The 18,042-nt window shown below is 69.4% G+C and carries 16 protein-coding genes; 14 read left to right on the top strand and 2 right to left on the bottom strand.

Annotated elements, in window-relative coordinates; all coding sequences use genetic code 11:
• Positions 1-399: 399 nt before the first annotated feature.
• From rpsL to tuf, 4 genes are all read left to right on the top strand, one after another.
• The gene (rpsL, locus tag ACFWUQ_RS13310; RefSeq protein ID WP_007265893.1) at positions 400-771 is read left to right on the top strand and encodes a 30S ribosomal protein S12; all 372 of its coding nucleotides are present in this window, start codon (positions 400-402) and stop codon (positions 769-771) included.
• 2 nt (positions 772-773) lie between these two features.
• Complete coding sequence (gene rpsG / locus ACFWUQ_RS13315) at positions 774-1,244, top strand: 30S ribosomal protein S7 (protein ID WP_007265894.1); 471 nt, start codon at positions 774-776, stop codon at positions 1,242-1,244.
• A gap of 39 nt (positions 1,245-1,283) precedes the next feature.
• The gene (gene fusA / locus ACFWUQ_RS13320) at positions 1,284-3,416 is read left to right on the top strand and encodes an elongation factor G (protein WP_384537059.1); all 2,133 of its coding nucleotides are present in this window, start codon (positions 1,284-1,286) and stop codon (positions 3,414-3,416) included.
• Between the two features lie 154 nt (positions 3,417-3,570).
• Entirely contained in the window at positions 3,571-4,764 is a 1,194-nt protein-coding gene (gene tuf / locus ACFWUQ_RS13325) for an elongation factor Tu (RefSeq protein ID WP_031146566.1), read from the top strand.
• Positions 4,765-4,983: 219 nt separating this feature from the next.
• On the opposite strand, the gene rfbC is transcribed toward tuf, so the two are convergent.
• Positions 4,984-5,583 carry a dTDP-4-dehydrorhamnose 3,5-epimerase gene (rfbC, locus tag ACFWUQ_RS13330; RefSeq protein ID WP_384537062.1) on the bottom strand — a complete coding sequence of 200 codons (600 nt, stop codon included), beginning with the start codon at positions 5,581-5,583 and terminating at the stop codon, positions 4,984-4,986.
• Positions 5,580-6,455: a glucose-1-phosphate thymidylyltransferase RfbA gene (gene rfbA / locus ACFWUQ_RS13335; protein ID WP_384537063.1), complete on the bottom strand. Its 876-nt coding sequence runs from the start codon at positions 6,453-6,455 to the stop codon at positions 5,580-5,582. The genes rfbC and rfbA overlap by 4 nt, the downstream gene beginning before the upstream one ends.
• Positions 6,456-6,537: 82 nt before the next feature.
• Here rfbA and rfbB point away from each other — a divergent pair, with 82 nt between their 5' ends.
• The 10 genes from rfbB to rplC all read left to right on the top strand — a co-directional run bounded on the left by rfbB (position 6,538) and on the right by rplC (position 18,039).
• Positions 6,538-7,515, top strand: coding sequence for a dTDP-glucose 4,6-dehydratase (gene rfbB, locus ACFWUQ_RS13340; protein ID WP_384537066.1), 978 nt, complete (start codon positions 6,538-6,540; stop codon positions 7,513-7,515).
• Positions 7,512-8,432, top strand: a complete 921-nt coding sequence (gene rfbD / locus ACFWUQ_RS13345) for a dTDP-4-dehydrorhamnose reductase (protein WP_384537069.1) — start codon at positions 7,512-7,514, stop codon at positions 8,430-8,432. Before rfbB ends, rfbD begins: the two co-directional genes overlap by 4 nt.
• Positions 8,429-9,760, top strand: a complete 1,332-nt coding sequence (locus ACFWUQ_RS13350) for a hypothetical protein (RefSeq protein WP_384537071.1) — start codon at positions 8,429-8,431, stop codon at positions 9,758-9,760. The genes rfbD and ACFWUQ_RS13350 overlap by 4 nt, the downstream gene beginning before the upstream one ends.
• A 68-nt stretch (positions 9,761-9,828) precedes the next feature.
• On the top strand, positions 9,829-10,518 hold the full coding sequence (locus ACFWUQ_RS13355) for a glycosyltransferase family 2 protein (protein ID WP_384537074.1): 690 nt from the start codon (positions 9,829-9,831) through the stop codon (positions 10,516-10,518).
• On the top strand, positions 10,515-10,973 hold the full coding sequence (locus ACFWUQ_RS13360; protein ID WP_384537077.1) for a DUF2304 domain-containing protein: 459 nt from the start codon (positions 10,515-10,517) through the stop codon (positions 10,971-10,973). The genes ACFWUQ_RS13355 and ACFWUQ_RS13360 overlap by 4 nt, the downstream gene beginning before the upstream one ends.
• A gap of 5 nt (positions 10,974-10,978) precedes the next feature.
• Positions 10,979-11,878 carry a glycosyltransferase family 2 protein gene (locus tag ACFWUQ_RS13365; RefSeq protein WP_384537079.1) on the top strand — a complete coding sequence of 300 codons (900 nt, stop codon included), beginning with the start codon at positions 10,979-10,981 and terminating at the stop codon, positions 11,876-11,878.
• 30 nt (positions 11,879-11,908) lie between these two features.
• On the top strand, positions 11,909-13,714 hold the full coding sequence (locus tag ACFWUQ_RS13370; protein WP_384537081.1) for a hypothetical protein: 1,806 nt from the start codon (positions 11,909-11,911) through the stop codon (positions 13,712-13,714).
• A 143-nt stretch (positions 13,715-13,857) separates the two neighbouring features.
• Positions 13,858-16,470 carry a peptidoglycan recognition protein gene (locus ACFWUQ_RS13375; RefSeq protein WP_384537082.1) on the top strand — a complete coding sequence of 871 codons (2,613 nt, stop codon included), beginning with the start codon at positions 13,858-13,860 and terminating at the stop codon, positions 16,468-16,470.
• A 601-nt stretch (positions 16,471-17,071) separates the two neighbouring features.
• Positions 17,072-17,380 (top strand): 30S ribosomal protein S10, encoded by a 309-nt coding sequence (rpsJ, locus tag ACFWUQ_RS13380; protein ID WP_003948644.1) that lies wholly within the window; start codon positions 17,072-17,074, stop codon positions 17,378-17,380.
• A 14-nt stretch (positions 17,381-17,394) separates the two neighbouring features.
• Positions 17,395-18,039 carry a 50S ribosomal protein L3 gene (gene rplC / locus ACFWUQ_RS13385; RefSeq protein ID WP_007265899.1) on the top strand — a complete coding sequence of 215 codons (645 nt, stop codon included), beginning with the start codon at positions 17,395-17,397 and terminating at the stop codon, positions 18,037-18,039.
• Positions 18,040-18,042 lie beyond the last annotated feature (3 nt).

Here is an 18,042-nt window from a genome sequence, read left to right on the forward strand (position 1 = left end):
GCCCCGCGCCGCCCAGCCGGCCGCCGCCTGCCGGATCCGGCCACCGCCGCCCGGCCGCCGCCCGGCCGGCGCCCCGGGCCGGCGGCGGGGGTGATCCGGCCGTCCGTCCGCACGGTCGCGCGCGGGGTGTCGTACGCCCGGCTTGCGCCCGGTGTGTTTTCGTGCTGGGCATTTGTTTTGACCTACCTCTGTGAGGTAGGTACGCTCTGACCTTGTGCCTGGGGTGTGCCCTGGGCTCTCGCGTGTGCATCAGACCCCGCTGAGAGCCGAGAAGACCACACCGCGATCTGCGCCTCTCTCGCTTCGGTGAAGGCGTGCAGTATCCGACACACCCGACCGCGTGGGTCGGGCGAGTTCCAGGTTAGTTTCACTACACGGCACACAGAAACCGGAGAAGTAGTGCCTACGATCCAGCAGCTGGTCCGGAAGGGCCGGCAGGACAAGGTCGAGAAGACAAAGACCCCCGCGCTTGAGGCTTCGCCCCAGCGTCGCGGCGTCTGCACGCGTGTGTTCACGACCACCCCGAAGAAGCCGAACTCGGCGCTCCGTAAGGTCGCGCGTGTGCGTCTGACCTCCGGCATCGAGGTCACCGCTTACATTCCGGGTGAGGGACACAACCTGCAGGAGCACTCGATCGTGCTCGTGCGTGGTGGCCGTGTGAAGGACCTGCCGGGTGTTCGTTACAAGATCATCCGCGGTGCGCTTGACACCCAGGCTGTCAAGAACCGCAAGCAGGCCCGCAGCCGCTACGGCGCCAAGAAGGAGAAGTAAGAATGCCTCGTAAGGGCCCCGCCCCGAAGCGCCCGGTCATCATCGACCCGGTCTACGCATCTCCTCTGGTGACGTCGCTCATCAACAAGATCCTCCTGAACGGCAAGCGCTCCACCGCCGAGCGCATCGTCTACGGCGCCATGGAAGGCCTCCGCGAGAAGACCGGCAACGACCCGGTCATCACGCTGAAGCGCGCGCTGGAGAACGTCAAGCCGTCCCTTGAGGTCAAGTCCCGCCGTGTCGGTGGCGCGACCTACCAGGTCCCCGTCGAGGTCAAGCCGGGTCGCCAGTCGACCCTGGCCCTCCGCTGGCTCGTGGGCTACTCCCGCGCCCGTCGCGAGAAGACCATGACCGAGCGCCTCATGAACGAGCTGCTCGACGCGTCGAACGGTCTGGGCGCCGCCGTCAAGAAGCGTGAGGACACGCACAAGATGGCCGAGTCCAACAAGGCCTTCGCGCACTACCGCTGGTAATCGCAACCCACATCGAGACCGAGAGAAGACTGAGCCGATATGGCTACCACTTCGCTTGACCTGGCCAAGGTGCGCAACATCGGCATCATGGCCCACATCGACGCGGGCAAGACGACGACCACCGAGCGCATCCTGTTCTACACCGGTGTGTCTTACAAGATCGGTGAAGTCCACGACGGCGCTGCCACGATGGACTGGATGGAGCAGGAGCAGGAGCGCGGCATCACGATCACGTCCGCCGCGACCACCTGTCACTGGCCGCTCGCGGACGTCGACCACACCATCAACATCATCGACACCCCGGGTCACGTCGACTTCACGGTCGAGGTGGAGCGTTCGCTCCGCGTCCTCGACGGTGCCGTCACCGTGTTCGACGGTGTCGCCGGTGTGGAGCCGCAGTCGGAGACGGTGTGGCGTCAGGCCGACCGCTACGGCGTCCCGCGCATCTGCTTCGTCAACAAGCTGGACCGCACCGGCGCCGAGTTCCACCGCTGCGTCGAGATGATCAAGGACCGCCTCGGCGCGGTCCCGATCGTCATGCAGCTCCCGATCGGTGCCGAAGCCGACTTCCAGGGCGTCGTCGACCTCGTCACCATGAAGGCGTTCGTCTGGTCCGCCGAGGCGACCAAGGGCGAGATGTACGACATCGTCGACATCCCGGCCACGCACACCGAGGCCGCTGAAGAGTGGCGCGCGAAGCTGGTCGAGACCGTCGCCGAGAACGACGACGAGATCATGGAGCTCTTCCTGAACGGCGACGAGCCGTCCGTGGAGCAGCTGCACGCCGCCGTCCGTCGCATCATCCTGGGCTCCGGCAAGGGCAAGGGCGAGCCGACGATCACCGCGGTGTTCTGTGGCACGGCGTTCAAGAACAAGGGCGTTCAGCCCCTGCTCGACGCCGTCGTCCGCTACCTGCCGTCGCCGCTGGACATCGAGGCCATCGAGGGTCACGACGTCCGTGACGCCGAGGTCGTCGTGAAGCGCAAGCCGTCCGACGAAGAGCCGCTCGCGGCCCTCGCGTTCAAGATCATGAGCGACCCGCACCTGGGCAAGCTCACCTTCGTCCGGGTTTACTCGGGACGCCTGGAGGCCGGCACCGCGGTGCTGAACTCCGTCAAGGGCAAGAAGGAGCGCATCGGCAAGATCTACCGCATGCACGCGAACAAGCGTGAGGAGATCGACTCGGTGGGCGCCGGCGACATCGTCGCCGTCATGGGCCTGAAGCAGACCACCACCGGTGAGACGCTGTGCGACGACAAGAAGCCCGTGATCCTGGAGTCCATGGACTTCCCGGCTCCGGTCATCCAGGTCGCGATCGAGCCCAAGTCCAAGGGTGACCAGGAGAAGCTGGGTGTCGCCATCCAGCGTCTCGCGGAGGAGGACCCCTCCTTCCACGTTCACTCGGACGAGGAGACGGGCCAGACCATCCTCGGCGGTATGGGCGAGCTGCACCTTGAGGTGCTGGTCGACCGTATGAAGCGCGAGTTCAAGGTCGAGGCCAACGTCGGCAAGCCGCAGGTCGCGTACCGTGAGACGATCCGCAAGGCCGTCGAGCGTCACGACTACACCCACAAGAAGCAGACCGGTGGTACCGGTCAGTTCGCGAAGGTGCAGATCGCGATCGAGCCGATCACCGAGTCGGACGGCCCGGCGTACGAGTTCGTGAACAAGGTCACCGGTGGCCGCGTCCCGAAGGAGTACATCCCTTCGGTCGACGCCGGTGCGCAGGAGGCCATGCAGTTCGGCATCCTGGCCGGCTACGAGATGACTGGCGTCCGCGTCACGCTTCTCGACGGTGGCTACCACGAGGTCGACTCCTCCGAGCTCGCGTTCAAGATCGCCGGTTCGCAGGCCTTCAAGGAGGCCGCGCGCAAGGCTTCTCCCGTGCTCCTTGAGCCGATGATGGCCGTAGAGGTCACCACGCCCGAGGACTACATGGGTGACGTCATCGGCGACATCAACTCCCGCCGTGGCCAGATCCAGGCCATGGAGGAGCGTCACGGCGCTCGCGTCGTGAAGGGCCTCGTGCCTCTTTCGGAGATGTTCGGCTACGTCGGAGACCTCCGCAGCAAGACTTCGGGTCGCGCCAGCTACTCGATGCAGTTCGACTCCTACGCCGAGGTTCCCCGGAACGTCGCTGAGGAGATCATCGCGAAGGCCAAGGGCGAGTAACTCTTCCGAGTACACGCTTTAGGCTTGTCACCGGCAGCCTCTGGGGCAACAGGAGCAACACTCCCGTTGCCCCGGGGACCGGCCGGCTTTCCAGCAAAGATCACCTGGCGCCGATCTGTAAGGCGTACCAGAACCACTCTCCAGGAGGACCCCCGTGGCGAAGGCGAAGTTCGAGCGGACTAAGCCGCACGTCAACATCGGCACCATTGGTCACATTGACCACGGTAAGACGACCCTCACGGCCGCCATTACCAAGGTGCTGCACGACGCGTACCCGGACCTGAACGAGGCCTCGGCCTTCGACCAGATCGACAAGGCTCCCGAGGAGCGCCAGCGCGGTATCACCATCTCGATCGCGCACGTCGAGTACCAGACCGAGGCGCGTCACTACGCCCACGTCGACTGCCCCGGTCACGCGGACTACATCAAGAACATGATCACCGGTGCCGCGCAGATGGACGGCGCGATCCTCGTGGTCGCCGCCACCGACGGCCCGATGCCGCAGACCAAGGAGCACGTGCTCCTGGCCCGCCAGGTCGGCGTCCCCTACATCGTCGTCGCGCTGAACAAGGCCGACATGGTGGACGACGAGGAGATCCTGGAGCTCGTCGAGCTTGAGGTCCGCGAGCTGCTCTCCGAGTACGAGTTCCCGGGCGACGACCTTCCGGTCGTGCGCGTCTCCGCGCTGAAGGCGCTTGAGGGCGACAAGGAGTGGGGCGAGAAGCTTCTCGGCCTCATGGCTGCCGTCGACGAGGCCATCCCGACCCCGCCGCGTGACACCGAGAAGCCGTTCCTCATGCCCGTCGAGGACGTCTTCACGATCACCGGTCGCGGTACGGTCGTCACCGGCCGTATCGAGCGTGGTGTCCTGAAGGTCAACGAGACCGTCGACATCATCGGTATCAAGGAAGAGAAGACCACCACCACGGTCACCGGTATCGAGATGTTCCGCAAGCTGCTCGACGAGGGCCAGGCGGGCGAGAACGTCGGTCTGCTCCTCCGTGGCATCAAGCGCGAGGACGTCGAGCGCGGCCAGGTCATCATCAAGCCCGGTTCGGTCACGCCGCACACCGAGTTCGAGGCCCAGGCCTACATCCTGTCGAAGGACGAGGGTGGCCGTCACACCCCGTTCTTCAACAACTACCGCCCGCAGTTCTACTTCCGTACCACGGACGTCACGGGTGTCGTCACCCTGCCGGCCGGCACGGAGATGGTCATGCCGGGCGACAACACCGAGATGACGGTCGCGCTGATCCAGCCGGTCGCCATGGAGGAGGGCCTCAAGTTCGCCATCCGTGAGGGTGGTCGTACGGTGGGCGCCGGCCAGGTCACCAAGATCTCGAAGTAGTCTTCGGGTTCTGACCCGGTAGCCCGTCCGCGGGCACCACGTTCCACTGGAGGGCCCCGGCCCACCGCTTCGGCGGTGGGGCGGGGCCCTTCGGCGTTGCCGGCCGCCGGCGGGGCTCGGACGGTACGAGGGCGGTACGGGCGGGGCGGTACGCGGGCGGGTACGGGAAGAGGGCCGCACCCCGGCAGGGGTACGGCCCTCTTCGGCGCAGGCGGCTGGTCAGCGCACGCGCAGCGACTCGGTGTACTCGTTGCAGACGGCGTAGTCGGGCAGCAGACCGGACGCGATGGCGTCGGCCAGCGTCGGGGCGGCCTCGTCGCGCGCGGACAGCAGCGGGATGTCGGCCGGCCACTCGATGCCCAGGTCGGCGTCGAGCGGGTGGACGGAGTGCTCGCCGGTCGGGTTGTACGTCTCCGAGCAGAGGTACGAGAGCGTGGCGTCGTCGGACAGCGCGCAGAAGCCGTGGCCGAGGCCCTCGGGGATGTAGACCGCGCGGCGGTCCACGTCGTCGAGGCGCACGCCCTCCCAGCGGCCGAAGGTCGGGGAGCCGACCCGCAGGTCCACGAGGACGTCGAGCACGGCGCCGCGCACGCAGGTCACGTACTTGGCCTGACCGCGCGGTACGTCGGCGAAGTGGATGCCGCGGACCACGCCGCGCGAGGAGACCGACAGGTTCGCCTGCGCCAGGTTCAGCGGGTGGCCGACGACCTCGGCGAGCCGGTCGAAGCGGTACCACTCGGTGAACAGGCCGCGCGGGTCGCCGTGGAGCTGCGGGGTGACCTCGAAGGCGCCGCCGATGGAGAGTTCGCGGAACTTCACCGCGCCACCTCCTCGTCGAGGAGGGTCAGCAGGTAGTCGCCGTAGCCGCTCTTGACGAGCGGCTCGGCCAGCTCGCGCAGCTGCGCCGAGTCGATGAGGCCGGCCCGCCAGACGGCCTCCTCGATGCAGCCGATCTTGAAGCCCTGGCGCTCCTCGATCACGCGCACGAACTCCGAGGCCTGCACCATCGAGACGAAGGTGCCGGTGTCGAGCCACGCGGTACCGCGGTCCAGTTTGGTCACGTTCAGCTCGCCGGCCTGGAGGTACGCGTCGTTGACGGCGGTGATCTCCAGCTCGCCGCGGGCGCTGGGCTTGAGGTCCCTGGCTATCTCGACGACGCGGTTGTCGTAGAAGTACAGACCCGGCACGGCGTAGCGCGACTTGGGCTGGACCGGCTTCTCCTCGATGGAGATGGCCTGGCCCTCCTCGTCGAACTCGACGACGCCGTACGCCGTCGGGTCGGCCACGGGGTACGCGAACACCCGGCCGCCCTTGGCGTCGGTGTGCTGGGCGAGGCGGGTGCCGAGGCCGCTGCCGTGGAAGATGTTGTCGCCGAGGATCAGCGCGACGGACTCGTCGCCGATGAAGTCGGCGCCGAGGACGAAGGCCTGGGCGATGCCCTCCGGGCGCTCCTGGACGGCGTACTCCAGCCGCAGGCCGAACTGCGAACCGTCGCCGAGCAACCGCTCGAACTGGGCCCGGTCTTCCGGAGTGGTGATGATCAGGATCTCACTGATCCCCGCCATCACCAGGGTGGAGAGGGGGTAATAGATCATCGGCTTGTCGAAGACGGGCAGCAGCTGCTTCGAGACTGCCCGGGTCAGCGGCCAGAGTCGCGATCCGGTGCCACCGGCCAAGAGGATTCCACGCATGGGGAGAACCCTATGCGAGAGCCCGGGAGCGAGCCGAGCCCAGGGCATGTGACGTTCGGCGGACCGCTAGACTCTTCGTATTATGCGCATCCTCGTGACCGGCGGCGCCGGCTTCATCGGTTCAGAATTCGTCCGCCAGCAGTTCGGCGCAGATGCCACGGCGCAGATCACCGTCTTCGACAAGCTGACCTATTCCGGCGTCGAGGCCAATCTGGCTCCGGTCGCCGACCACCCCGGTTACCGCTTCGTCCAGGGCGACATCTGCGACGCCGAGGCCGTCGACCAGGTGATGCCCGGCCACGACGTGGTCGTGCACTTCGCCGCCGAGTCCCACGTGGACCGCTCGATCGCCGGCGCCGGCCCGTTCGTACTGACCAACGTCGTCGGCACCCAGGTCCTCCTGGACGCCGCCCGCAAGCACGGCGTCGGCCGATTCGTGCACATCTCCACGGACGAGGTCTACGGCTCGATCAGCGAGGGCTCCTGGACCGAGGAGTGGCCGCTGGTGCCCAACTCCCCGTACTCCGCCTCCAAGGCGTCGTCCGACCTGCTGGCGCTGGCCTACCACCGCACCCACGGCATGGACGTGGTGGTCACGCGCTGCTCCAACAACTACGGGCACTACCAGTTCCCGGAGAAGGTCATCCCGCTGTTCGTCTCGAACCTGATGGACGGCAGGAAGGTCCCGCTGTACGGCGACGGCGGCAACGTCCGCGACTGGCTGCACGTCTCCGACCACTGCCGCGGTATCGACCTGGCCATGCGCAAGGGCCGGGCCGGCGAGGTCTACAACATCGGCGGCGGCACCGAGCTCACCAACAAGGAGCTCACCGGCGTCCTGCTGGAAGCGGCCGGCCTCGGCTGGGACATGGTCGAGCGGGTCGAGGACCGCAAGGGCCACGACCTGCGCTACTCCATCGACATCAGCAAGATCGGCACGGAGCTCGGCTACGCCCCGCAGGTCACCTTCGAGGACGGCATCAAGGCCACCATCGACTGGTACCGCGAGAACCGCGCCTGGTGGGAGCCGCTCAAGGCGAAGGCGGCGCTGCAGAAGTGACCGCTGACTCCGGGGCCGCGCACTGGCTCGTCACGGGCGCCGCGGGCATGCTCGGCCAGGACGTCCTGGCCGTGCTGGCCGACGCCGGCATCAAGGCCACCGGCCTCGGCCGCGCCGACCTCGACATCACCGACCCGGCCGCCGTCCGCGCCGCGGTCGACGGTGTCGGCGTGGTCGTCAACTGCGCCGCCTGGACCGACGTCGACGGCGCGGAGACGGCCGAGGACGCCGCCACCGCCGTCAACGGCGCAGCCGTACGCGTCCTGGCCGCGGCCTGCGCCGCGGCGGGTGCGCGCCTGCTGCACATCTCCACCGACTACGTGCTGCCCGGGGACGCCTCGCAGCCCTACGGCGAGGACGCCCGGACCAGCCCCGTCAACGCCTACGGCCGCAGCAAGCTGGTCGGCGAGCAGGCCGTGGCCGAGCTGCTGCCGCACGACGGGTACGTGGTCCGCACGGCCTGGCTGTACGGCGAGCACGGGCCGAACTTCGTCGCCACCATGCTCAAGCTCGCGGCCCAGCGGGACACCCTGGACGTGGTCGACGACCAGCACGGCCAGCCCACCTGGTCGTACGCGCTGGCCCGCCGGCTCGTCGAGCTCGGCCTCGCGGCGCTCGACGGCCGCGCCCCCGGCGGCGTCTACCACGGCACCGCGAGCGGCCGGACCACCTGGCTCGGGCTCGCCCGCGAGAGCTACCGCCTCAGCGGGCTCGACCCGGAGCGCATCCGGCCGACCACCTCCGCCGCGTTCGTGCGCCCCGCCGTCCGACCCTCCTTCAGCGTGCTCGCCCACGACCGCTGGGCCGCGGCCGGCCTCCCCCCGCTGCCCGACTGGCGCGACCAGCTGACCGAGGCGCTCGCCACCCCCGGCTTCACCGCCCTCTCCCGTACGGCCCGGGACGGCCGAGCGGGATGAGGACCCTGCTGAACAAGCTGGCCGCGGCGCTGCCGCCGGGCACCGTCGCGGTGGCCGGCGGCACCGTCGTGCTCGGCGCGGCCTCGTACGTCCACCTGGGCGTCGCCGGCCACAGCCTGTCCACGCAGGACATGGCCAACGTCTCGGTGCTGTGGACGATCGTCATGTCCATCGGCATCGGCGTGTTCTTCCCCATCGAGCAGGAACTGACCCGGATCGTCTCCGCCCGCGCGGTACTCGGCCACGGCGCCGCCCCCGTGCTGCGCCGGGCCACCCTGCTGACGGCCGCGGTGCTCGGCGCGACCCTGCTGGTGCTCGCGGTGGGCGCGGGCCCGATCGCCGACCTGCTCTTCCGCGGCGACCGCGCGCTGGTCGCGGCGCTCGGCGGCGCGTTCACGGGCATGGCCGTCTGCTACCTCACCCGGGGCGTCCTCGCGGGCCTCGGCCGGTTCGGAGCGTACGGCGCCCAGCTGGCCGTCGACGGGGGCCTGCGGATCGCGCTCGCCTTCGGCTGCGCGCTGGGCGGCCTGGACTCGGCGCTCGCCTTCAGCCTGGTCCTGGCCGTCGCCCCGGTCGTCGCCACCCTGGTCACCCTGCCCGCGCTGCTGCGGGCGGTCGGACCGGGCGAGCGGATCGCCTGGCGGGAGCTGTACAGCGGGCTCGGCCTGCTGATCTGCGCCACCCTGCTGTCCCAGGTCGTCGTCAACGCGGCCGTCATGAGCACCAAGCTGCTGGCCCCCGAGGACAGCGTGCTGATCGCCGCACTCCTGAACGCGCTCGTCCTGGCGCGGGTGCCGCTCTTCGTCTTCGGCTCGCTGCAGGCCTCACTGCTGAACGGCCTCAGCGGCGCGTTCACGGCCGGAGACCGCCTCGCGTTCTGGGCGATGCTGCGCCGCATCGGCGTCGTCGTCGGCCTGCTCGGCCTGCTCGGCGGCGTGCCCGCCACCGCGCTGGGGCCGTGGCTGATCGGCGTGCTCTTCGACGCCCAACCCGTCCTCGGCTGCCTCGACTTCTTCCTGCTGTCCGCCGGCACCGTCGCGTACATGTTCGCGATGGTGCTCGGACAGGCGCTCATGGTATTCAAACGGCACAACCTGCAGTTGCTCTGCTGGGCGGTCGGCACCGCCGTGCTCGTGGGCACCACCCTCGTACCGGGTGACGTGGCCACGCGCGTGATCGTCGCCTACGCCCTCGGCTCGCTCGCCACCGTGCTCGCTATGCTGGCAGCCCTGAGGCTGAGCTTTCCCGGAGCGACTGCGGCGGTCCCCGAAGGACCCGGGCAGACGGTCGACGCGGGCAGCCCGGGTGTCGGTGCGACCGGAAGATGAAGCTGCCCGCCCCCGACGCCACCCCCATCACCGAGCACGCGTCCGTGCCACATTCCGCTGGAGCTACCGTGTCCCAATACGACGATGTCTGGCTGGTCATACCGGCCTATAACGAGGGCCAGGTGATCGCCGAGGTGGTCGAGGGGGCCCGCAAGACGTTCCCCAACATCGTCGTCGTCGACGACGGCAGCACCGACGACTCGGCCGAGCACATCGCCTCCACCGGAGCCCACCTGGTCCGGCACCCGGTCAACCTGGGCCAGGGCGCCGCCCTGCAGACGGGCCTGACGTACGCGCTCGCGCAGCCCGGGGCCCAGTACTTCGCGACCTTCGACGCGGACGGCCAGCACCAGACCAAGGACGTCGAGACCATGGTCGCCGTGCTGCGCGCCGGCGAGGCGGACGTCGTCCTCGGCTCCCGGTTCATCGAGCAGAACGGCCAGGTGCCGTGGATCAAGCAGGTCGTGCTGCGCACGGCCGCCGCCGTCAGCCCGACCGCGCGCAAGCTCAAGCTCACCGACGCGCACAACGGCCTGCGGGTGCTGTCCCGCGCGGCCGCCGAGCAGTTGAAGATCACGATGAACGGCATGGCCCACGCGTCCGAGCTCGTCGGCTTCCTGGCCGGCTCCGAGCTGCGTGTGACCGAGGTGCCGGTGGACATCCTGTACACCGACTACTCACGCGCCAAGGGTCAGTCCCTGATCAACGGCGTCAACATCCTTTTTGACATTTCGCTGCGGGAGCGTGGGCGTCGATGAAGTACTTCTGGATCCAGCTGCTGCTGATCCTCGGATCCGTGTCCATGGCCCTCATGTTCATACGGACCTGGGGCCAGGCGAAGAACCGCGCCTGGAAGCGGATCGCGTTCTCGGTGTTCGTCGTCGTCAACGTGTACGCCGTACTGCGTCCGACCGACGTCACCTGGCTCGCCCAGCAGCTCGGCGTCGGCCGCGGCACCGACCTGGTGCTCTACGTGATGGTGCTCGCGATGGGCTTCCTCACCCTGAACACCTTCCTGCGCTTCCGCTCCCTGGAGAAGAAGATCACCGACCTGGCCCGGACGGTGGCGATCAACGAGGGCATGCGGCACAACGACGAGCGCCTGGCCCAGGACGCCGTCGCCCCGGTGCTGCCCGCGCCCTCGGCCACCGCACCGACCCCGGAGCCCGCGGCGGCGGAGCCCGCGCCCGCCGGCGACTCAGTGAAGGCCTGACGCCCGTGGTGACCTTCGACTTCATGCTCCCCTACTACGGGGACGTGCGGCTGATGCAGGACGCCGTGCGCAGTGTCCTGGCGCAGACCGACCCGGACTTCCGGCTCGTCGTCATCGACGACGGCAAGGAGCCCGAGGTACCGGGCTGGTTCGAGCGGCTCGGCGACGACCGGGTGCACTACACGCGCAACGAGCAGAACCTCGGCATCACCAAGAACTTCCAGAAGTGCGCCCGGCTCTCCGAGGCCGACTACGTGGTCATCATGGGCTGCGACGACCTGCTGCACCCGCACTACCTGGAGACCGTCCGGGCCGTCATCGGGGACCACCCCGGCATCGGCATGGTCCAGCCCGGCGTCGACGTCATCGACGGCGAGGGCCGGGTGACCCAGGGCCTCGCGGACCACACCAAGAAGCGGCTCTACGCACCCCAGGTCCAGGGACGCCGGGTGATGGGCGGCGAGGAACTGGCCGCGAGCGTGCTGCGCGGCAACTGGCTGTACTTCCCGTCGATCGCCTGGCGCGGCGAGGCCCTGCGCGAGGTGAACTTCCGCGACGACTACTCCGTCATCCAGGACCTCGCGCTCGTCGTCGACCTGCTCGAAAGCGGCGAGCGGATGGTGATCGACCACTCCACCACCGTCTTCCAGTACCGCCGGCACGCCGTCAGCGAGTCCTCGGTGCAGGCCTTCTCCGGCACCCGCTTCGCCGAGGCCGAGCGGTACTTCGCCGCCGTGGCCGCGCGCATGGACGCCCGCGGCTGGCCCAAGGCGGCCCGCGCGGCGCGTTTCCACAGCGCCTCCCGGCTGCACGCGCTCACCATGCTTCCCGGCGCACTGCGCCGCGGGCACCGCGAAGGCGCCCGCACCCTGGCGCGGCACGCCTTCACCTCCGGGCAGAGCTGAGCGATCCCGCACACCACGGAACGGACTGAGATGACACATCTGGCCCCCGGGGAAATCGGCGAGGCCGGCCCGGCGCACGTCCCCGCCGAGAGGGCGCGGGACACGAGCCCCCCGTCCGTCCCGCGGATGCGCGCGTGGCTGTCCCGGCGCTGGGTCCTCGCGCTGGCCGAGATCGTGGTCTCCGTCGTGGCGGCCCTCGGCTTCACCCTGCTGAGCCGGCACATCAGCGTCAACCCGATGAACCGGATCGGCCAGGTCAGCGGTCTCGCCAAGCTCCAGCTGTACGTGGCCGTACTCGGCCTGCCGCTGCTCGGGCTGCTGCTCCTCACCGCCTACCGGGGCTCGGCCCGCCGCCACCAGCTCGTCAAGCGGCTGGTCTGCGCCGCTCTGGCCGGACTGGTCACCGGAGTGGTGGCGGGGGGAGTGGTCGTCGCGCTGCGCGGGACGCCCCATCCGCTCGGCGGCCAGGAGGGCGACCCGAGCGTCCTCGTGGAGATGGCCAACTCCTTCCTGTCGGGCGAGGGCGTGTCCGGCATCTACCCGCCGGCGTTCCCGGCGCTGATGGCCCTGTGGGCCAAGGTCCGCTACGACGGCCTCGGCGGGGCGGGCTTCGCCCTGCACGACCTCCAGATCATCTGCAGCGCCCTGGTCGGCCCGATGGCGTACCTGGCCTGGCGGCTGCTGCTCCGCCCGTTCTGGGCCCTGCTGATCGCCGTCCCGGCCGCCGTGCTCTTCCTCGACCCGGTCCGCCCGTACAGCCACGTCGTGATGATCGTGCTGCTGCCGCTCCTGGGGTTCTGCTTCCAGGAGCTGCGGCGCGCGAGCGGCCGTACCGGCAAGTCCCTCGTACTGCGCGGAGCGGGCCTCGGCCTGATCTTCGGCGTGCTGTTCCTCTGGTACTCCGGCTGGTTCGTCTGGGCCGCGCCCGGGGCCGCCGTCCTGTTCCTCTTCCTCTTCCCGTGGCGGGCCGGCGCCCCGGCGGTGAAGAAGGCGGCCCTCTTCGTCGGGTCCGTCCTGGCCACGGCCGGGATCGTCGGCGCCCCGTTGCTCTACCAGATGGCGCGGCTCGGCTCGCAGACCCCGGACCGGTACGCCTACCTCGGGGTGTACGTCGACCCGGCCTACGTGCTGGGCTGGATCTCCGACCGGACCGGCTACATCAAGTACCACCAGTGGCCGGTGTCGGGCGAGATGGCCGGCCAGAGCGGCTTCGCGCTGCTGCTGATCCTCGGTGTGGGCCTCGGTGTGGGCCTGGGCCTGCGCGGCATCATGGTCCGTACCGCCGCCGCGGTGCTCGCGGGCGCCTGGCTGGCCCGGTTCTGGTTCGCCTCGCACATGGCGCACGACAAGGCGGTCCAGCTGTTCCCGCGGACCACCTGGATCATCATGTACGCGCTGATGATCCTGGCCGTCCTCGGCGTGATGGCGGCGGTCCAGCGGGGCTCCGGCTGGACCGAGCGGACCCTGCGGCCGGCCGGCGCCTCCCCCTCGTCGCGGGTCGTCCCGCGCCGGGTGGTCCGCCAGCTCTCGGCCGGCATGGTGTGCGCGGTCGCGCTGTTCGCCACGATGGGGGCGTCCTGGTCGGCGAATCGCTACATGCCGACGCACGAGGACACCAACCTCATGGGCCTCGACGCCTGGCGCGCGCACGACATCGAGCTCCCCGACGGCACGTGCCCGCGCTTCGCGCCGAACAAGGACTGCGAGGACCTCCAGATCAAGCGCTGGAAGCAGTTCGCGGACGACGGCCAGATCTGGTGCGCCAACATCGTGGCCGCCGACTGGCCCGCGATCTGCGGCCGTCGGGCGCCATTCAAGGACAAGTCGGTGGAATAGCACCCGTGTGCGACGTCCGTCACTCCTGAGTCACCCGCCCCACCCTCACCGGCCGTCACTACGAGCCAGTAGGATCCCGCCGACCAGTGCTGTCATCTGGGCGTTCAGTCATAGGGGTTGGGGACAACTTGAGAATAGGTCGTGTGCGCGGCACGGCGATGGCCGCCGCGCTCGCCGCCGTGGCGGTCCTGGGCATACAGGGCGTCGCCAACGGCACCGGGGTGTTCGGCGGTGAGGACGAGGTGTCGCCGTACAGCGCGTCCGCCCGTGAGAGGGGCCCCGTCGAGGGGGAGGTGCACAAGCTCGCCCTGGAGGTGAAGGCGAGCGACGAGGCCGTCCTCTCCAAGCGGGACACCGAGCCCTTCGGGCTCCTCGGAGTGTCCTGGAAGGACCCCGAGGCCGAGGTCAAGGGCGCCATCGAGGCCCGGACCCGGGACGCCGACTCCGGCACGTGGTCGAAGTGGGTCACCCTGGAGCAGGCCGAGTCGGGTCTCGACGGCAAGCGGCCGGGCCTGCGCGGCGCCACCGAGCCCGTCTGGGTCGGCCCGTCGGACGGCGCCGAGGTACGGGTGACCGGTGAGGGCGCCGCTCTGCCCGCGGGCATGGAGCTCACCCTGGTGGACCCGGGCGCCGGGGCGTCCGCCAAGAAGAAGGGCGGCCTGAGCCTGGGGCCCGCCGCCTTCGCCGCCGACCCGGTCCCGCCGACCCCCGCCGCACCGCCCACGACTCCGGGACCGGAGTCGACGGCGCCGCGGCCGGACGTCGTCTCGCGCGTGCAGTGGGGCGCCGACGAGTCCCTGAACAACGAGGGCCCGATCTACCTGCCCGGGGCCAAGGTCAAGGCCGTCTTCGTCCACCACACCGCGGCCACCGCGCCGTACGAGTGCTCCGAGTCCGCCGCGATCGTGCGGAGCATCCACGTCTACCACGTGAACACCAACAAGTGGCGCGACGTCGGCTACAACTTCCTCGTCGACAAGTGCGGGACGATCTTCGAGGGCCGCCAGGGCGGTGTGGACCAGCCCGTGCTGGGCGCCCACACCTACGGCTGGAACTCCGAGTCGACGAGCGTCTCCGTACTCGGCGACTACACCAACGCGGGGGCCTCCGCCGCCGCCCTGGAGTCCATATCCAAGGTCGCGGCCTACAAGCTCGGCCAGTACGACGGCGACATGAACGGCACCACGACGCTCACCGCCGGCGCCACCCAGTCCAACCACCACCGCGAGAACTTCACCGCCGGGCAGACGTACACGTTCAAGACGGTCTCGGGCCACCGGGACGGCTTCAACACCGAGTGCCCCGGCACCGCGCTGTACCCGCAGCTGGACACGATCCGCACGTCCGGCCCCGCGGCCCAGCTGAAGATCGCTTCGGTGAACGGCAAGGCGGCCCAGCCGGGCGCCGTGCTCCCGTCCGGCGCGGCCCTGACGGTCGACTGGACCACCAGCACGATCAGCGGCCGGCTCACCAGGTTCGAGCTGCTGGTGGACGGCCGGCCGGCCGCGGTCACCGGCGCGGGGGACCGCAGGGCGAGCGCCATCGTGTCCGAGGGCAGCCACCAGGTCCAGGTCCGGGCCACCGCCGCCAACGGCAAGGTCTCCACGAGCCTCGCTGTCACCGTCGACGCGGACGTCGACGGCGCCACCTTCGTGCCCCTCGCCCCGAAGCGCCTGATGGACACCCGCTCGGGTCTGGGCGTCCGCCAGGGCCCGGTCGGCGGCCAGGGCGTCGTCACCCTGCCGGTGTCCGCCGCCACCGGAGCGGCGCCGGGGACCGTCACCGCCGTCGTCCTCAACGTCACCGCGACGAACCCGACCGAGTCGAGCTTCGTGGCCGCCTACCCGAGCGGTACGACCCGCTCCAGCGCCTCGAACCTGAACGTCACTCCCGGCCGGACGATCCCGAACCTGGTGGTCGTGCCCGTCGTGGACGGAAGCGTCAGCTTCTTCAACAACTCGGGCAGCGTCGACCTGATCGCCGACATCACCGGCTACTTCACCGCCGGCAGCGGCGGCGCGAAGCAGGTCAACTTCGGCCCCAAGCGCCTGATGGACACCCGCTCGGGTCTGGGCGTCCGCCAGGGCCCGGTCGGCGGCCAGGGCGTGGTGACCCTGCCGGTGGCGGGCGTCGACGGCGTTCCCGCGACCGGTGTGAAGGCCGTCGTCCTGAACGTGACGGCGACCAACCCCACCGAGTCGAGCCACGTCTCGGTCTTCCCGAGCGGCACGACCCGCTCCAGCGCCTCGAACCTGAACTTCACCCCCGGTCTGACGATCCCGAACCTGGTGATCGTGCCCGTGGTGGACGGGAAGGTCAGCTTCTTCAACAACTCGGGCAACGTGGACCTGATCGCGGACATCACCGGCTACTTCTCGGACGACGCCGGCGGCGCCGAGCACGCGAACCTGGCGCCGACCCGTCTGATGGACACCCGCTCGGGCCTCGGCGTCCGCAAGGGCCCGGTCGGCGGCCAGGGCGTGGTGACCCTGCCGGTCGCCGGCGTCCAGGGCGTCCCCGCGACCGGCGTGAAGGCCGTGATCCTGAACGTGACGGCGACCAACCCGACCGAGTCGAGCCACGTCTCGGTCTTCCCGAGCGGCACGACCCGCTCCAGCGCCTCGAACCTGAACTTCACCCGGGGTCTGACGATCCCGAACCTGGTGGTGGTCCCGGTCGTGGACGGGAAGGTCAGCTTCTACAACAACTCGGGCGACGTGGATCTCATCGCGGACATCACCGGCTATTTCAGCTAGCCGCCTGAGCACGCCCTTACGCAGGTGAGAGGCCTCGCACCCCAGGGTGCGGGGCCTCTCGCGCGTATCGCGGCGGCGGGCGCGGACCGGCGCGGGCCCGCGGGACCGGGCGGGGCGCCCGGCCCCGGACGGGCCGCCGCCGGGCCGCGGGAGGGACACGCGGCGTCCGGCTTGACCACGCAGCGTGGCGGGGTATTCTCTTCGGCCCGATTGGCGCCATACGTGCCTCGTATGGCAGACTACTCAAGTTGCTCGGTTGAGTGCCGATGCTGCGCGCCTCCCGCCGGGAGGACCGGAAGCGAGTCCCACAGTACTCGTCGTCCTTAATCTGCCTTTCGGGGCAGCAATGGGGACGGACGTACGGGAATCTTCTGGGAAGTGTCAGCACGGTGCACACCAGGCACTCGGTGGGTGTTTCTCCCCCGAACCGCGGTCCAGGGACCGCACCCCCTTGGAGAGGGAATTTCCGTATGGGAATTTTCTGTAGAGGGAGTGCGACACGCCCGACCGCGTGGGTCGGAGGAGGGGCCGCGGGACATCCGTCCCGCAGCCGGCCGGGGGCCAGAGCGTTTTCACATACAGACAGGACTACGGAGTAGCCATGGCGGGACAGAAGATCCGCATCCGGCTCAAGGCCTACGACCACGAGGTCATCGATTCCTCGGCGAAGAAGATCGTCGAGACGGTGACGCGCACTGGTGCGTCGGTCGCGGGCCCGGTGCCGCTGCCCACTGAGAAGAACGTGTACTGCGTCATCAAGTCGCCGCACAAGTACAAGGACTCGCGCGAGCACTTCGAGATGCGCACGCACAAGCGCCTGATCGACATCCTCGACCCGACCCCCAAGACCGTTGACTCGCTGATGCGCCTGGACCTTCCGGCCGGCGTTGACATCGAGATCAAGCTCTGAGAGGCGTCGAGAAGATGGCAAAGCAGATCAAGGGCGTCCTGGGCGAGAAGCTCGGCATGACCCAGGTCTGGGACGAGAACAACCGTGTCGTCCCGGTAACCGTGGTCAAGGCCGGACCCTGCGTCGTTACCCAGGTCCGTACGAACGACATCGACGGCTACGAGTCGGTCCAGATCGCCTTCGGCGAGATCGACCCGCGCAAGGTGAACAAGCCCCTCAAGGGCCACTTCGCCAAGGCCGACGTGACCCCCCGCCGCCACCTGGTGGAGCTCCGCACCTCCGACGCCAGCGAGTACACGCTCGGCCAGGAGATCACTGCTGAGGTGTTCGAGTCCGGCGTCAAGGTCGACGTCACGGGCAACAGCAAGGGCAAGGGCTTCGCCGGTGTCATGAAGCGGCACAACTTCCGGGGCCTCGGCGCCGGTCACGGTGTGCAGCGCAAGCACCGCTCCCCCGGTTCGATCGGTGGCTGCGCCACCCCTGGGCGTGTCTTCAAGGGCATGCGCATGGCCGGTCGCATGGGTAACGAGCGTGTCACCACCCAGAACCTGACCATCCACGCGGTTGACGCGGAGAAGGGTCTGCTCCTCATCAAGGGTGCGGTCCCCGGTCCGAACGGCGGCCTCGTCCTGGTCCGTACCGCGGCCAAGGGGGCTTGAGGT

The sequence above is a fragment of the Streptomyces sp. NPDC058662 genome, from assembly GCF_042716255.1.
GTDB lineage: Bacteria > Actinomycetota > Actinomycetes > Streptomycetales > Streptomycetaceae > Streptomyces.

Excerpts from the sequence above, each read along its gene's own strand:
- rpsG (WP_007265894.1), top strand. The coding sequence starts at position 774 with ATGCCTCGTAAGGGCCCCGCCCCGAAGCGCCCGGTCATCATCGACCCG.
- fusA (WP_384537059.1), top strand. The coding sequence starts at position 1,284 with ATGGCTACCACTTCGCTTGACCTGGCCAAGGTGCGCAACATCGGCATC.
- rfbA (WP_384537063.1), bottom strand. The coding sequence starts at position 6,455 with ATGCGTGGAATCCTCTTGGCCGGTGGCACCGGATCGCGACTCTGGCCG.
- rfbB (WP_384537066.1), top strand. The coding sequence starts at position 6,538 with ATGCGCATCCTCGTGACCGGCGGCGCCGGCTTCATCGGTTCAGAATTC.
- ACFWUQ_RS13350 (WP_384537071.1), top strand. The coding sequence starts at position 8,429 with ATGAGGACCCTGCTGAACAAGCTGGCCGCGGCGCTGCCGCCGGGCACC.
- ACFWUQ_RS13360 (WP_384537077.1), top strand. The coding sequence starts at position 10,515 with ATGAAGTACTTCTGGATCCAGCTGCTGCTGATCCTCGGATCCGTGTCC.
- ACFWUQ_RS13370 (WP_384537081.1), top strand. The coding sequence starts at position 11,909 with ATGACACATCTGGCCCCCGGGGAAATCGGCGAGGCCGGCCCGGCGCAC.
- rpsJ (WP_003948644.1), top strand. The coding sequence starts at position 17,072 with ATGGCGGGACAGAAGATCCGCATCCGGCTCAAGGCCTACGACCACGAG.
- rplC (WP_007265899.1), top strand. The coding sequence starts at position 17,395 with ATGGCAAAGCAGATCAAGGGCGTCCTGGGCGAGAAGCTCGGCATGACC.